The following is a 14,522-nucleotide window of genomic DNA, read 5'->3' as shown; positions in this document are numbered from 1 at the left end:
ATCGCGTGCAACCGCCTGAAAGCCATACCCGGCGCCTCTGGATCTCTGGACCTTACGACGGCCCGTCCAACCCACCAACAACGTAGGACCGCCTGACGCACCTGCCCACCGCGGCCGGGCCGCTGTTAGCGTGCCGGGCATGGTGAACGGCGACGCGGTGAACGGCAGCACGGGCAACGGCGATGCGGGCAGCCGCAAGGCGAGGACCGCCGCGCCCGGCTCGGTGGCCCTGGTCCTGGCGGCGGCGGTGGCCGGGGCGTGGGGCGTCGGGGCGCTGGCGGACGGGGTCGACGGGGCGGACGGGGTCCGGGACGCGCTGCGCGGGGACGGGCTGGCCGTGTTCGGCGGGTACGGGGCGGCGGTGCTGGCGGGCAGCGCGCTGCGGACGGCGACGCCGAAGTACCGTTCGCGGCCGGTGGGCGCGGTGTGGGCGGGGGCCGTGCTGGCGCTGGCGTTCGGCGCGCTGGTGGCGCTGCTGGCCTGGCCGGTCGCGGAGATCGCCCCCGCCTCGGGCCACGACCCGGTCTCGAACCGGGACCCGGGCTTCGTCTACCCGCTGTGGCTGGCGTTCACCCTGCTGCCGCCCGCGCTGGCCACGGCGGGCGTGCAGATGGGGCTGCCGCTGGCCCCGCAACCGAAGACCGGAACGGCGGCCGGGACGGGGACCGGAACGGAGACCGGGGGCGGGTCCGGGGTGCGGGCCCCGAGGTCCCTCCCGCTGCCCGCCGCGGACACTGTGCGGCGCGGCGTACTGCGCGGACTGGCCTGGGGGGCGGCCCCGTTCGCGTTGCTGCTGCTGTTGTCGGCACTCTGAGCCGGCGTCCCGCGCCGACCCGCACCGAACCGCGCCGACCCGCGCCAGCGCGCCCCGGAAACCCTTGGACGGGCGGGCGGCGGCCTGCTGCAATGGGCCGGGGAATGCCCGCGACGGAGGGGACGACGATGTCGGAGGACATGCGGGGCGCGGCGGTGGCCGAGGTCAGGCTGCGGTTGTCGGTGCGCGGCCTCACCGACGCCGATCTGCCGTCCTGCGGTTGGGCCGGGTCGCCGAAGCACGTGCGTGAGCTCGCCGGGAAGGTCCGGCGGGCCGCGGCGGGCGAGATCGACTACTTGGCGGCGTGCACGCCGGCCGGGCTTCCGGTGGCGCTGTGCGGCGTCGACTACGCGGTGGCGCCCGGGGCGGGCACGCTCTGGCAGCTCGGCGTCCATCCCGCCCTGCAGTCCTGCGGGATCGGCACGCTGCTGATCGGCGCCGCCGAGCGGCGGATCGCCGCCCGCGGTCTGGTCCGCGCCGAGCTGGGCGTCGAGGAGTCCAACCCGCGGGCCCGCGCCCTCTACGAGCGCCTCGGCTACCGCGCCTTCGGCCGGGCGCCCGACTCCTGGGACGTGGAGGACGAGGACGGCACGCTCCGCCGCTACGAGACGATGTGCGTCCTGATGCGCAAGAGCCTGGCCTGACGACCGATTCGACGGCCGTCACCGGGGCGGGCGGGGGCGGGTCCGTTCGTGGATGCTCCCGCCGGGGGCGTACCAGCCGGCCTTCTTGCGGACGGCGGGGCTCGGGTCCTGGGCGTGGCAGGTCTGCAGGGCGGTGACGGCCCCGGGGTGGGTGTGGGCGAACTTGCCGACGAGTTCGGCGGCCCGGGCCCGCACCCGGGGGTCGGGGTCGTCGGCGAGGTGGCGCAGGGCGGGGGCGAGGACCTGGTCCGCGCCCGGGGCGCAGGTGTCGCCCTTGCAGCGGTCGCAGGCCAGGGCGTGGAAGGCGGCGATCCGGACCTCGGGGTCGGGGTCGTCGGCCATGGTGACCAGGCGGCCCATGGACGCGGTGTCGACCAGGTGGTCCAGGAGCCGGCAGCAGCCCTCCCGGACGGCCGCGTCGGGGTGGGAGAGTCCGTGGCGGACGGCGTCCACCGCGTCCTCCCCGCGCCGCAGCAGTTCCCGGTAGGCGGCGACGGTGCGTTGCGGGTCGCCCAGGTAGGTGACGAGGGCTTCGTTGTCGGTCCTGACGAATCCGAGCATGTCCCCCAGTGTCGGACCGCACGAGCCGTCCCCGCAAAGGGATTTCACCCGCCCCGGGAGCCGCTGCCCGGAAGCCGCTGCCCGGAAGCCGCGCCCGGGTCAGTCGGTGGTGGGGGCGGTCAGGTCGAGGGTGAAGCTGAACCGGTCGCCGCGGTAGAGGGTGCGGACGAGTTCCAGCGGGCGGCCGGCGGCGTCGCGGCTGCGGCGGTGCAGCAGCAGCATCGGGAGGGCGGGCGGGGTGCCGATCAGCAGGGCCTCGCGCGGGGTGGCGAGCACGGTCTCGATCCGTTCCTCGGCTCCGGCGAGCTGCACGCCGCGGTCGCGCAGGTGGCCGTAGAGCGAGCCGGCCGGGTCGAACTCCGTTGCCAGCCGCGGGACTCGGGCCACCGGCAGGTAGGTGGACTCCAGGCCGACGCGTTCCTCGTCGGCGCGCAGCACGCGTTCGAGGTGCCAGAGCGGTTCGCCGGCCGGGACGGCGAGGCGGTCGGCGGTGGCGGGGTCGGCGGGCTGGCGGTCGAGGGCGATCAGGGTGCGGCCGGGGCGCAGGCCCTGGCGGGTGACGCCCTCGGTGTAGCTGGCCAGCGACAGCGGCTGTTCGATCTTGGCTCCGGCGACCACGGTGCCGCGGCCCTGGCGACGCAGGCGGCCCTCGATCAGCAGGTCGCGCAGGGCCTGGCGGACGGTGGCGCGGGCGACGCCGTACCGCTCGGCCAGGCCGGCTTCGGTGGGGAGCCGTCCGCCGGGGCCCAACTCGTCGATCAGTTCCTCGAGTTCGGCCTTGACCAGGTAGTACTTGGGCACCCGGCCGTGCTCGGGGACGCCGGACCGGGCGGGGGCGAGGGGGGCGCGGGGGGTGCCGTGGTTCACCGGCCCAGGGTAGCGATCGGCCGTCCGCCGGCCCGGCACCCCCCGGTCCGGCCGTCCACGAAACATCACGGATGGATAACCGGTCTGGACTGAATTTTGACGCTTGTTCATACAACCGTGGATTCGGTGCGGGCTCGCGCTCGCCCGGCCGCTCCATCCTCGGTTGCCGGTGCAACCGCACCGTGCCGCTTCCCCGTTGGGAGAAACCGTGCGCAACTCCCGTTCCACCATGGCCCTTTCCCTGTCCGCGGCGGCCGTCGTCGCGGCCGCGCTGGTGCCGCTGGGCGGCTCGCCCGCCGCGGCCGCCACCGGCGCGTACAACGGCCTGCCGAACGGCAGCAAGCAGGCCAAGACGCTGGTCATCGGCATCGACGGCACCCGGTACGACAAGATCGCGGCGGCGGACGCGCCGAACCTGAAGGCGCTGATGGCCTCGGGCACCACGGCGACCTCCAACCTGTACGCGAACCCGATGGCGCCGACCCTCTCCGGGCCGGGCTGGTCGACCATCGCCACCGGCGTGTGGCCGGACAAGCACAAGGTGGTGGACAACAACTTCACCGGTTCGCGCTTCGACCTGTACCCGGACTACGCGAGCCGGCTGGAGAGCGCCGACCCGGCCGCCTCGACGCTGGTGATCGGCTCCTGGAACCCGATCACCGCGAACGTCTTCAACGGCAAGGCCGACCTGCGGATCCCGGAGAGCGAGAACGACGCCAAGACCGCCTCGGACGCCGCCGACTACCTGGCGCACGGCAACCCGGACTCGGTGTTCCTGCACCTCGACGGGGTGGACGAGGCCGGGCACGCCTACGGCGGCGCGTCCAGCCAGTACCTGGCCGCGATCCACGACGCGGACGGCCTGGTCGGGCAGGTGCTGACCGCGCTGAAGTCCCGTCCCTCGTACGCCGCCGAGGACTGGCTGGTCGTGGTCACCACCGACCACGGCCACACCGACGCGGGCGGCCACGGCGGCAACAGCGCCAACGAGCGGCAGACCTGGATGGTCCTGAACGGCCGGGGCTACGCGGCCGGGGCGCACCGCTACGACGTCAAGCCGGTGGACATCGCGCCGACCGTGCTCAAGCACGAGGGCGCGCCGATCGACCCGGCCTGGGGCCTGGACGGCAAGCCGGTGGACGAGATCGTGCCGGACGAGTTCGACGCGCTGCGGCCGAGCCTGCAGACCCGGGTCGACGAGACCGGCATCGGCTCGACGGTCAAGGGCTTCACCCACACCCCGCCGGCCGGCTGGTCGATCGACAACTCGCGGATGCCGTCCGGCGGCGTCACCGAGTGGCGCGGCTGGGCGTTCGCCACCGACGAGTTCTGGACGGCCGCGCAGCTCGGCCAGAGCCGGGAGACCAACGTCCGGGCCCGCAACGTGTTCGCGGTCGCCGACTCCGACGAGTGGGACGACAAGTCGCACGGCACCGGCCAGTTCGACTCGACGCTGATCAGCCCGGCGTACCCGGTGGCGGGCCGCACGCACGGCACGCTGTCCTTCGCCACCGACTACAAGATCGACGGCCCGCAGACCGGCGACGTGTACGTGTCCTTCGACGGCGGCGCCGCGCAGCTGGTGAAGTCCTACCGGGCCGACCTGAACACGGTCGAGCACCTGGACGTCACCGTCCCGGCGGGGGCCTCGACGGCCCGCTTCCAGTTCCGCTACACCGGCACCAACTCGGCGTTCTGGACGGTCGACCAGGTCGTCTTCGGCTGACGGCGCCGCCCCGGGGCGGGCGTGTCCGGCCCGCCCCGGGAGCGCTCAGCGGGTCTTGAGCACCACCTGCACCGCGAACGCGACCTGGTCGGCCGTCAGGTCGGCGCGGGCGGTCAGCCGCAGGCGTGGGACGCCGTCGGGGACGGACGGGGGCCGGAAGCAGCCGACGGCCAGGCCCTCGTCCCGGCAGGCGGCGGCCCAGCGCACCGCGTGCTCGGGGTCGTCGGCCCGGACGGCGACCACCGCGCCGTCCGGGGCGGAAGCGTCCAGGCCGGACTCGGTGAGCCGGTCGGCGAGTTCGCGGGCCACCCGCAGGGCGTCGGCGGCCCGGCCGGGCTCGGCCCGCAGCAGGCGCAGCGCGCCGAGGGCGGCGCCGACCGCGGCGGGGGCGAGGCCGGTGTCGAAGATGAAGGTCCGGGCGGCGGAGACCAGGTGGCGGATCACCCGCTCGGGGCCGAGGACGACGCCGCCCTGCGCGCCGAGCGACTTGGAGAGCGTCGCGGTGGCGACCACGTCGGGCTGTCCGGCGATGCCCGCGGCGGCCCCGGCGCCCGCGCCGCCCGGGCCGAGCACGCCCAGGCCGTGCGCGTCGTCGATGACCAGCGCGGCGCCGTGCGCGCGGGCGGCGGCGAGGTGGTCGGCGAGCGGGGCGGCGTTGCCGTCGACCGAGAACACCGAGTCGGTGACCACCAGGGCGCGGGGTTCGGTGCGGGCCGCGAGGGCTTCGCGCACCGAGGCGGGGTCGCAGTGCGCGGCCCGGGCGACCCGGCCCCTGGCGAGCCGGCAGCCGTCGATCAGCGAGGCGTGGTTGTGGGCGTCGGAGACGATCAGGGTGTCCGGGCCGGCCAGCGCGGTGAGCACGGCGAGGTTGGCGGTGTAGCCGGAGGAGAACACCAGGGCGGCCTGGTAGCCGCAGAACTCGGCGAGTTCGCGCTCCAGCGCGGTGTGCGCCTCGGTGGTGCCGGTGACCAGCCGGGAGCCGGTCGCGCCGCCGCCCCAGCGCACGGCGGCCTCGGCGGCGGCGGCCGTGACGGCCGGGTGCCTGGTCAGCCCGAGGTAGTCGTTGGAGGCCAGGTCGAGCACCGGGTCGTCGGCGGGCCGGCTGCGCAGCCGCCTGGTCAGCCCGGCGGCGTCCCGGGCCCTCGCCGCCCCGTCCAGCCAGTCGAACACCCGTTCCGGCGCCGCTTCCGCTCCGCTGACCTGCCCGTCTGCCACCATGCCCGGCACTCTTCCACCCGGCGCGCGGCCGGGGCAACGCGTACCGCCCCGATGTGCGACGGCCCACACTCCCCCGGCCCGCCGACCGGAGAACCGCTCGGGACCTGCTCGGGACCTGCTCGGAAACCGCCCGCGCCGGTGCCTCCGGCCCGTACGGGGGGTCGGAGGCACCGGCGCGAGGGGACGGCAGGGACCGGCGGGGACCGGCGGGGCTACCGGGACTGACGGGGGGTCAGTTGCGGTAGCGGAACAGGATGCGGCCCCTGGTCAGGTCGTACGGGCTGAGTTCGACCAGGACGCGGTCGAAGGGGAGGATCTTGATGTAGTTCTTGCGGATCTTTCCGCTGATGTGGGCGAGCACGTGGTGGCCGTTCTGCAGTTCCACCTTGAAGGTGGCGTTCCGCAGGCACTCGAGGACGGTGCCCTCGAGCTCCAGGCCCTTGGCGACGCGTGGCAAGGGGTCTCGATTCTCTGGTGGGAGTGGGGGTGGTGCGGAGTTGGTGCGGGTGGTGCCGGTCAGTGGTGGATCAGGTGTAGGACCTGGCCGGTCCGTTCGGCGCCGAAGCTCTCGAAGAGGGTGGTGGCGGCGGTGCGGGACCGGTCGACCTCGGCCCAGGCGGTGGTGGTGCCCGCCTCGTGCAGGGTGTGCAGGGCGTGCGCGAGCAGGGAGCGGCCGAGGCCGTGCCGCTGGTGGGCGGCGCGGACCGCGAGCAGGCCGATCCGGGCGGGTCCGCGGCCGCGGACCACCCGGACCAGGCCGGCGTACCGGCCCTGGTGGACGGCGACCGCGTACAGCGACGGGTCGATCAGAGTGTCCCCCGGAGGGCAGGGCCGAACCTCGGCGGGCATGGTGTGCCAGCCGGGGCCGGCCTCGACCTCGGCCCGGATCTCCCGGTCCAGCTCCCGCAGCCGGGCCTCGTCGGCCGTCCCGGCGGGCAGGATCGTGACGCCCGGGGCGAGGAAGGGGACCGCGGCGGCGGTGGACAGGACGTACTCCCACTCCCGCCGCTCGGGGACGAACCCGGCCCGCTCCCAGCGGGCGGCCGGGGCCGGGTCGTCCGCGGCGAGCAGGGTGCGGAGCGGGGCGGGCAGGGCGGCGCGCACCGCGTCGGCGAGCGGCGCGAAGGCCGCGTCGTCCCAGACGTCGATGCTGACGTAGCGCAGGTCGTGGCGGCGGGTGGAGACGTCGGCGTGGCCGACGACCACGTCTCCGGCCAGGGCCTGCCACTGGGTCTCGTCGACCCGGGTGATCTCCACGGGGTGCCCGGGGTGCGCGGTGTTCGTGCTGTTCACGGTGTTCATGGCTTTCGCCTTTCGGGAGTGCCTGCGTTGTCACGCGAGCGCTCCCGACGACACCTGTGTCAGTCGTTGCACCGTGGGGAAAGGGGGAGCACCCGCCTCGATCCAGCTCTCATGGGGAACTCACCTCCTCGCTTCCTGTTCACGGCGATCCGAACAGTAGCAACCTCCCGCCGCCCGTCCAAGCGATTTATCGGACGCCCCGTTCCGGCTACCCGGCGGGCAGCAGCAGGACGGCGGCCGCGGCGGCCAGCAGGGCCAGGTTGAGGCCGATCCGGCGGTCGCCGCCGGTGAGGTGGACCGGGATCGCGCCGGCCTGGAGCAGCAGCAGGCCGGTCGCCGCGGCCGGGGCGAGCCAGGTGGCAACACCGGTCAGCGGGGGCAGCAGCAGCCCGGCGGCGCCGAGGAGTTCGAGCACGCCGAGGGCGCGCAGGGCGGGCAGCGGGACCCGGTCGACCCAGGCCATCATCGGGCGGAGCCGGTCGGGGCTGCGGACCGCCTTCAGCGTGCCCGAGTAGAGGAAGAAGAGGGCGAGCGGGCCGGCGACGATCCAGTGGGCGAGTTCCATGGTTCCCGTTCGGGGGCGGGCCGCCGCGGTGCGGGGCCGGTGCGCGGGCCGCCGCCGGGCGGGGCCGGGCGGCGGGGGCGGCCGGGAGCGGCCGCGTCCCGTCCACTCCACCGCCGGGAGCGGGGCGCCGTCCAAGACCCGTTCCGGCCCGCCGATACCGGCTGGGTATCGTCGCAGCGTGGAGCTACGGACCCTGCGGTACTTCGTGGCGGTCGCCGAGGAACTGCACTTCGGCCGGGCCGCCCGCCGCCTGCACCTGAGCCAGCCGCCGCTGAGCCGGGCGGTCAGGCAGTTGGAGGCCGACCTCGGCGCCCTGCTGTTCGTCCGCTCGCCGGCCGGGGTCGCGCTCACCCCGGCGGGCACGGTGCTGCTGGCGGAGGCGCGGGCCCTGCTCGCCCGCGCCGACCGGCTGCGGGTGCGGGTGGGCGCGGCGGCCGGACGGGCGGGCCTGACCGTCGGCATCCTGGGCGACGGCACCGACCCGGGCGTGTTCCGGTCGGCGGCCGCCCACCGCCGCGACCACCCGGGCGTGGACGTCCTCGTCCGGGAGACCGACCTGACCGACCCGACCTGCGGGCTGCGCGCCGGGCTGGTCGACGTCGCCCTCACCCGGGCCCCGTTCGACGAGGACGGCCTGGCGGTGCGCACGCTGCGGTCCGACCCGGTCGGCGCGGTGCTGCGCGCGGACGACCCGCTGGCCCGCCGCGAGCGGCTGCGGGCGGCCGAGCTGGACGGCCGCCGCTGGTTCCGCTTCCCGCCCGGCACCGACCCGCGCTGGCAGGCGTTCTGGCACGGCGGCACCGAGCGCGAGGGCCCGGTGGTGCGCGGCGTGCAGGAGTGCCTGCAGGCGGTGCTGTGGAACGGCACGGTCGGGCTGGCCCCGCTCGGACACGACCTGCCCGCCGGGCTGGTGGTGGTGCCGGTGCCGGACCTGGCGCCGAGCCGGGTGGTGGTGGCCTGGAACGAGGGCGCGGCCGACCCGCTGGTCCGCTCCTTCGTCGAGACGGCGACGGCCGCCTACCGCTCCTGAGCGCCGGGGATCCGGGAGGCCCGGGAGGTTCCGGGGGTTCCGGGGGTTCCGGGGGGGGGTCAGCAGGCGCAGGAGATGCCGGAGCGCGGGGCGGTCAGGTCGTCGACGGGGCGCTGCTCGGAGCCCGCGGCGGTGTCGTACGCGAAGCCCTCGCGGGCCCAGTACTCGAAGCCGCCGAGCATCTCCTTGACCCGGTAGCCGAGCCGGGCGAAGGCCAGGGCCGCGCGGGTGGCGCCGTTGCAGCCGGGGCCCCAGCAGTACGTGACCACGGTCAGAGCCGGGTCGATCGACTCCGGGGCCAGGTCGGCGATCTGCCCGGTCGGGAGGTGGACGGCGCCGGGGATGTGCCCCTGGTCCCAGGCGGCCTTGCTGCGGGTGTCGACCACCACGATGCCGGGCACGCCGGAGGCCAGGTCGGCGTGGACGTCCGAGACGTCCGCCTCGAAGGCGAGCCGGGCGGCGTAGTGGGCGGCGGCCTCGGCCGGGGCGGCGGCGGGGACGCTCAGGACGGCGCTGGTGGCGGCGGTCCCGGTGGTCGTCCCGGCGGTGGCGGTGGCGGCGGTGGCGGACATGGAGGTGCCTCGTTTCTGGTGGTGCGGGGGTTCCGGGCCGGGGGCCTTCCGGGTCGGGGGCCGGGGGTTCCGGTGGGCCGTTCCGGTGGCCCCGGTCGGCGACGGCTCCAGTCTCTCGGTCCGCGCACCCGCCCCACGAGTGGCGTGAGCGCCTGTGACCGTCAAGATCCCGCCAGCCCGCCGCGCGCAGGCCGGCGGGCATCCGCGGGCCGAGTGGTCACGCACCGGTGCCGACCGTTCCGCGCAGGCGGGCGAGGCCGGTGTCCAGGGCGGCTTCCAGGTGGGTGGCGGAGCCGCTGGTCATCAGGATCAGCACGCCGCCCTGGATCCCGGCGAGCAGCGCGGCCGCCTCCCGGTCGGCGTCCAGGTGCGGGGCGGTCGCTCAGGCGGGGTCGGCGGGACGGTCCGCGCCGGCGGTCCGCAGCGCGCGCGGGGGTCGGCGTGGCATCAGGCCGTCCGGCCCCCGGGCGCCTCGGTGCCTCGGCCGCCGTCCCGCACCGTCGACGGCGACGACGGCTCCGGCAACGGTCCGTCGGCGGGGGCGCGGTAGACCAGCAGGTAGCGCCAGAACAGCAGCCGCCGCAGCCGGAAGCCGGGCAGCAGCGCGGCGGCCTCCTGCCGGGTCTGCGCGTAGGTCAGCGTCGGTGGCGCGACCGGTGCCCGCACGGCGTCGGGGCCGGTCGGGCGGGTGCCGCGGAGCCGTTCCCCGAGCGCGGTGCAGAGCCGCGCGACCGCGTTGACCGGGACGGCGGCCAGGCTCCACAGCCAGTCCGTCCGCGACACCTCCGGGTAGCAGCCGAGGACGACCAGCACCCCGCCCGGCGCCAGCGCCGCCCGCAGCGTCCGGACGGTGTCGAACGGCATGTGGTGCAGGCTCGCCAGGCAGGAGACGAAGTCGTAGTGCCCCGAAGGCAGTTCGAGCCGGGTGACGTCCGCCTGCCGGAACCGCGGCCCCGGCCCACCGGCCGTCCCCGTCAGCGCCCGGGCCGCCTCGACCGCCTCCGCCGAGGGATCGACCGCGTCCACCTCGATCCCCCGCCCGGCCAGCCGCCGGGCGAACCGCCCCGTCCCGCAGCCGACGTCCAACGCCGTCCGGCACCCGGCCGGGAGTTGACGCAGCAACAGTCGGTGGTAGTGGTCGTTGTGGTCGAAAGCCATGCGCCCGACCCTGCCACACCCCGCCTCCCCGCCGACAACGGCGTCCACCGGCCCCACCCGCCTCCGTCCCGCCCCTCAGGAACCGAAGGCCGACCAGGCAACCACGCTGTCCATGGCGTGCAGGACCAGCCGCCGACCCGCGCTCGCGGCGACGAGCCCGGCGGGGAGCACGGACGGCCGTTCGGTGACCAGCCGCCGGTTCGGCTCGGTCCAGTGGTACGGGATGAGCTGCGGCGACGACCGGACCGCCCGGTGCATCACCGAGAACGGGGAAGTGGTCCACCACTACGACGCCTACAACGCCGAGGAAGACGGGGACGACGACCACGCCGGACACCCGACAGAGTCCGGCTATCTCCTACCCCACCAGGACGGATTCCCCGACGACGCCTTCGCCGGAGTGAGCCACTCCGACTCCGGAGCCTTCCGCGCCCGGTACCACCAGGTGAAGGAAGAACTCCAGATCCCCGACGCCTGCCATGCCACGCACATCGCGGCTCGACTCCCCGTCGACCCCGCCGGTCTGGGACCCGAAACCCGGATCGAGGGCCGCGGAGTACTCGCTCTCACCGCATGCGGCCGAGAACACGGTCACCCCGCCGGTGCCCTGCCTGCATGACCCTTGCCAACTCGGGCAGACAGAGCGAACCGCGTCAGGAAACGATCTTCAACGGCGCGGGAAGTGACCGCCGCAAGGCTGAAATCGGCCCTGGCCGGCTGTGCTCGTGGACCAGCTCGCACGGTGCCGCCGCCTGCCATGATCAGCCCAGACCGATACCGGACGTCAGGTGAACGGAGCGGAACAACTCATGGCACATTCTGCGGTGGAGCGGCTGTCCGCCGTCCTGGCGCCGCCGTCGACCCCGGCGGGGCGCCCCTCGGACTGGCAACAGGTCGCTGAGAGCTGGAACACGGCTTTCCCTAGTGACTACCGTGACTTCTTGGACGTCTTCGGGGCCGGGACAATCGACGACTACCTGGTACTCGCGACCGTTCTCGACCATGCCCCCGACGCCCGGGAGTCCACGGTCGGTGGCCTCACTGATGTGGCGCGGTCACTCCACCAGGAGCACAGTGACTGGCCCTACCCGGTGTGGCCGAGGAACGGCGGTTTGATCTGCTGGGGGGCGACGATCGATTCCGACGTCCTCTACTGGGACACCACGGACTCCGATCCCGACCGTTGGCCTGTGGTGGTTCGGAATCGCGAGGGTGACTTCACGCGCTTCGACTTCGGTATGGCCGAGTTCGTCCTCAGGATGCTCGGCCCGTCCGGCGAGCGCCCTCTGGAAAGCCCCCGGCTCTACGGCGCGCCGAACTCCCGCTTCCTGAACAGGGCGGACGAGAGGCGTATCAAAGCAGCCGGCGGCGACCCGTGGGAGTACTTGGAAGAACTCTTCGAAGCCAACGAAGCCGAAGAGTACGGTGCGGAGGACGGCCGCTGATCACCTGCCACCCCGGCGGCAGCATAGTGCCGGCCCGTAGCGACCCGTTTCGGGAAGCGATCACTCCATACTCGGGAAACGATCTCCAGCTCGCCGTTCGTGCCGCTGGCCGGCCCCACTCGCGAACATCCTTCCCTTCCTGGCGGCCTGACGGGCTGACAATCCCACAGCCCTCTCTCCCCTGTCCCCCGACGGCCGGTCGGAGTCCGCTCCGGCAGCCGGGCGGGTCCTTGCCCGGTGGGGGTGTGGTCGGTGAGGGTGGGGTGGGAGCGGAGGGGAAGGGGAGACTGATGGAGATCGTCGAGCGGGTGTGGGCGGAGCCGTGGGAGGGGTTGCGGTGCACGCCGGTGGGGGGCAGTGCGGTCGGGGTGGTGGTGCTGTCGGGGTCGAGCGGGCGGGTGGAGGCGGCGCGGGCCCGGGTGTTGGCGCGGGCGGGGTTCGACGCGTTGACGATCCGTTGGTTCGGCGGGCCGGGGCAGCCGCCGGGGGTGTGCGAGGTGCCGTTGGAGACCTTCACGGCGGCGGTCGACCTGTTGCGGGCGGACGGGCTGCGGCGGGTCGGCCTGCTCGGGACGTCGAAGGGCGCGGAGGCGGCGATGCTGACGGCGGTGCGCGACCCGCGGGTGGACGCGGTGGTCGCGCTGGCGCCGACCTCCCTGGTGTGGCGCAACGTCGGGGCGGGGCTGGACGGCGCGGACCGCCCGGCCCGTTCCTCCTGGACCTGGCGGGGCCGCCCGCTGCCGTTCGTCCCGATGGACGAGAGCTGGACGTCCGCGGAGCCGGCGGGCGTCCCGGTGGCCATCCGCGGCTGGTACGAGCAGAGCGAACGGACGTTCGCGGCGGACGTGCCCGCGGCCCGGATCCCGGTGGAGCGGGCCCGGGCGGAGCTGCTGCTGGTCGCGGGCGGGGCCGACGCGATGTGGCCGTCGCTCCCGTACGCCGAGCGGCTGCGCGAGCGCCGCCGCGCGGCCGACGGCGCCCGCACCGTGCTGGTCGGCGACCCGGCGGCGGGCCACCGGGTGGTGTTCCCCGGCGAGGTGCCGCCGCCCCCGTCCACGGTCTTCGACCACGGCGGCACCCCGGCGGCCGCCGCCCGGCTGGGTGCGGCGGCCTGGCCGCACCTGCTCGACGTGCTCGGCGGCGGCCTGCTGCCCGCCGACGGGGGCTGAGCCCCGGACGGCCGGTCGGCGGGCGCGGCGGTGACCGGCCCGGTGGGGTGCGGGAGGTCGCTGCCGGCGCCGGTCGGGTTCTGCGGGTGGCCGACGAGGTGTCCCGGCTCGCGGCTGCGGGGCGCAGGTGGCGAAGGAGCCGCGGTCCCGGCCGGGGCGGGAGCCGGTCTTGCCCCAGGCGTGTTCACCGTTCGGGAGCCGGTGACGCATCGGGCCGCGACCGAGGCCGCAGCCGGCGTCCCCGACCCGCCAGGGGTGCCGGGCCGGGCGCGCCAGAGGTGCCAGGGACGCTGGGCCGGGCCGGGTTCGGGGCCGTGTCCGGCTGGTAGATTCCGGGGCAGACCGGCCCGCGCGGCCCGTCCTGCGCCCCTGGCACCCCTGGCGCGGCCCGGTCGGGATGACCGGGGAGGAAGTCTTGGCCGCCGTACGCATGCTCGCCGCCCGCTACCGTCTGGACGAGCTGATCGGGCGCGGCGGGATGGGCCAGGTCTGGCACGGGTGGGACGTGGCGCTGCAGCGCCGGGTCGCCGTCAAGCTGCTGCACACCGAGCTGCACGACCCGCGCGGCACCGACCTGTTCCTCAACGAGGCCCGGCTCGCCGCCGGGCTCGGCCACCCCGGCATCGTCACCGTCCACGACCTGGGCCGGGAGCCCGACGGCACGGTCTACCTGGTGATGGAGCTGCTCACCGGCACCGACCTGGCCGTCCGGCTCCGCGCGGACGGACCGCCCCCGGTCGCCGAGGCGGTCGACTGGACGCTCCAGCTCTGCGACGCGCTCGCCTTCGCGCACGCCGCGCAGGTCGTCCACCGGGACCTCAAGCCCGCCAACCTGTTCCTGGCCCGGAACGGCCGGCTGAAGATCCTCGACTTCGGCATCGCCAAGCACCACGAGGGCCGGTCCGACACCCACAGCCGGGTGATGGGCACCATGGCGTACATGCCGCCGGAGCGCTTCCACGGCCGCTCCGGCGACCACCGCGGAGACCTGTACGCCCTCGGCTGCGTCCTGTTCGAGTTCCTCACCGGCCGCCCGCCGTTCGGCGCCGGGGACCCGGTCCCGCTGATGATGCGCCACCTCGCCGAGCCCCCGCGCCCGCCCGGCCCCGAGTCCCTCCACCCCGTCCCGCCCGCCCTCGACCAACTGGTCCTCGACCTGCTCGCCAAGGACCCGGCCGCCCGCCCCCGCTCCGCCGCCGAGGTCACCGACCGCCTCCGCGACCTCGCCACCGGCAACGGGATCGAGAGCGGGAACGGAAACCGCGGACCGCGGACTCCCTGGCCGACGACCGTCCCGGCCGACGCGCCCCGGTTCCCGACCGCCGCCACCGTCCCGACACCCGCACCGGTCCCCCCGCCGACCGCCACGACCTTCCCGCTGCCCACCCCGGCCACCCCGGCCGACACCCGACCGCTCCCGCCGACCGCCCCCACCGTCCCGACCCCCGCAC

General features: G+C 75.3%; 16 protein-coding genes and 1 pseudogene. 8 read left to right on the top strand and 9 right to left on the bottom strand.

What is annotated here, in order from left to right; all coding sequences use genetic code 11:
- The first annotated feature begins 139 nt into the window (after positions 1 to 139).
- Both IH44_RS0135175 and IH44_RS0135170 read left to right on the top strand, forming a co-directional pair.
- Entirely contained in the window at positions 140 to 814 is a 675-nt protein-coding gene (locus IH44_RS0135175; protein WP_030463892.1) for a hypothetical protein, read from the top strand.
- 128 nt (positions 815 to 942) lie between these two features.
- Positions 943 to 1,458 carry an N-acetyltransferase gene (locus IH44_RS0135170; protein ID WP_232795205.1) on the top strand — a complete coding sequence of 172 codons (516 nt, stop codon included), beginning with the start codon at positions 943 to 945 and terminating at the stop codon, positions 1,456 to 1,458.
- A gap of 18 nt (positions 1,459 to 1,476) precedes the next feature.
- On the opposite strand, the gene IH44_RS0135165 is transcribed toward IH44_RS0135170, so the two are convergent.
- A complete protein-coding gene (locus tag IH44_RS0135165) occupies positions 1,477 to 2,019 on the bottom strand; it encodes a HEAT repeat domain-containing protein (RefSeq protein WP_030463890.1) in 543 nt (180 codons plus the stop codon).
- 99 nt (positions 2,020 to 2,118) lie between these two features.
- A complete protein-coding gene (locus tag IH44_RS0135160; protein ID WP_030463889.1) occupies positions 2,119 to 2,886 on the bottom strand; it encodes a GntR family transcriptional regulator in 768 nt (255 codons plus the stop codon).
- A gap of 208 nt (positions 2,887 to 3,094) precedes the next feature.
- Between IH44_RS0135160 and IH44_RS0135155 the strand changes: the two genes are divergently transcribed.
- Entirely contained in the window at positions 3,095 to 4,612 is a 1,518-nt protein-coding gene (locus IH44_RS0135155; RefSeq protein WP_081967316.1) for an alkaline phosphatase family protein, read from the top strand.
- A 45-nt stretch (positions 4,613 to 4,657) separates the two neighbouring features.
- On the opposite strand, the gene IH44_RS0135150 is transcribed toward IH44_RS0135155, so the two are convergent.
- From IH44_RS0135150 to IH44_RS0135135, 4 genes are all read right to left on the bottom strand, one after another.
- Positions 4,658 to 5,830 (bottom strand): 8-amino-7-oxononanoate synthase, encoded by a 1,173-nt coding sequence (locus tag IH44_RS0135150; RefSeq protein ID WP_051817980.1) that lies wholly within the window; start codon positions 5,828 to 5,830, stop codon positions 4,658 to 4,660.
- 232 nt (positions 5,831 to 6,062) lie between these two features.
- A complete protein-coding gene (gene infA, locus IH44_RS0135145; RefSeq protein WP_030463886.1) occupies positions 6,063 to 6,287 on the bottom strand; it encodes a translation initiation factor IF-1 in 225 nt (74 codons plus the stop codon).
- A 59-nt stretch (positions 6,288 to 6,346) separates the two neighbouring features.
- Positions 6,347 to 7,132 (bottom strand): N-acetyltransferase, encoded by a 786-nt coding sequence (locus IH44_RS0135140; protein WP_030463885.1) that lies wholly within the window; start codon positions 7,130 to 7,132, stop codon positions 6,347 to 6,349.
- A gap of 208 nt (positions 7,133 to 7,340) precedes the next feature.
- Complete coding sequence (locus tag IH44_RS0135135; RefSeq protein WP_030463884.1) at positions 7,341 to 7,697, bottom strand: DoxX family protein; 357 nt, start codon at positions 7,695 to 7,697, stop codon at positions 7,341 to 7,343.
- Positions 7,698 to 7,875: 178 nt separating this feature from the next.
- Here IH44_RS0135135 and IH44_RS0135130 point away from each other — a divergent pair, with 178 nt between their 5' ends.
- On the top strand, positions 7,876 to 8,727 hold the full coding sequence (locus tag IH44_RS0135130; RefSeq protein WP_198545090.1) for a LysR family transcriptional regulator: 852 nt from the start codon (positions 7,876 to 7,878) through the stop codon (positions 8,725 to 8,727).
- 59 nt (positions 8,728 to 8,786) lie between these two features.
- Here IH44_RS0135130 and IH44_RS0135125 read toward each other — a convergent pair whose 3' ends face one another.
- The 3 genes and pseudogenes from IH44_RS0135125 to IH44_RS0135115 all read right to left on the bottom strand — a co-directional run bounded on the left by IH44_RS0135125 (position 8,787) and on the right by IH44_RS0135115 (position 10,457).
- On the bottom strand, positions 8,787 to 9,299 hold the full coding sequence (locus IH44_RS0135125; RefSeq protein ID WP_030463882.1) for a rhodanese-like domain-containing protein: 513 nt from the start codon (positions 9,297 to 9,299) through the stop codon (positions 8,787 to 8,789).
- Positions 9,300 to 9,516: 217 nt separating this feature from the next.
- Positions 9,517 to 9,675: pseudogene (locus IH44_RS44875) on the bottom strand (TetR/AcrR family transcriptional regulator); the annotation flags it as partial.
- Between the two features lie 71 nt (positions 9,676 to 9,746).
- Entirely contained in the window at positions 9,747 to 10,457 is a 711-nt protein-coding gene (locus IH44_RS0135115) for a bifunctional 2-polyprenyl-6-hydroxyphenol methylase/3-demethylubiquinol 3-O-methyltransferase UbiG (RefSeq protein ID WP_051817979.1), read from the bottom strand.
- A gap of 184 nt (positions 10,458 to 10,641) precedes the next feature.
- On the opposite strand from IH44_RS0135115, the gene IH44_RS46940 reads away from it, so the two are divergent.
- The 4 genes from IH44_RS46940 to IH44_RS0135090 all read left to right on the top strand — a co-directional run.
- Positions 10,642 to 11,076, top strand: a complete 435-nt coding sequence (locus IH44_RS46940) for a hypothetical protein (RefSeq protein ID WP_157852571.1) — start codon at positions 10,642 to 10,644, stop codon at positions 11,074 to 11,076.
- 322 nt (positions 11,077 to 11,398) lie between these two features.
- A complete protein-coding gene (locus IH44_RS0135100; protein WP_232795204.1) occupies positions 11,399 to 11,902 on the top strand; it encodes a hypothetical protein in 504 nt (167 codons plus the stop codon).
- A gap of 290 nt (positions 11,903 to 12,192) precedes the next feature.
- Complete coding sequence (locus IH44_RS0135095) at positions 12,193 to 13,071, top strand: acyl-CoA thioester hydrolase/BAAT C-terminal domain-containing protein (RefSeq protein WP_030463877.1); 879 nt, start codon at positions 12,193 to 12,195, stop codon at positions 13,069 to 13,071.
- Positions 13,072 to 13,486: 415 nt separating this feature from the next.
- Positions 13,487 to 14,522, top strand: a 1,036-nt coding sequence (locus IH44_RS0135090; RefSeq protein ID WP_198545089.1) for a serine/threonine-protein kinase, incomplete at its 3' end; no start/stop codon positions are given.

Source organism: Kitasatospora sp. NRRL B-11411, assembly GCF_000721345.1.
In the GTDB taxonomy this organism is placed as follows: domain Bacteria; phylum Actinomycetota; class Actinomycetes; order Streptomycetales; family Streptomycetaceae; genus Kitasatospora; species Kitasatospora cineracea.
The sequence above is the reverse complement of the archived record's forward strand: the minus strand, read 5'-3'. Positions and strand labels throughout refer to the sequence as shown.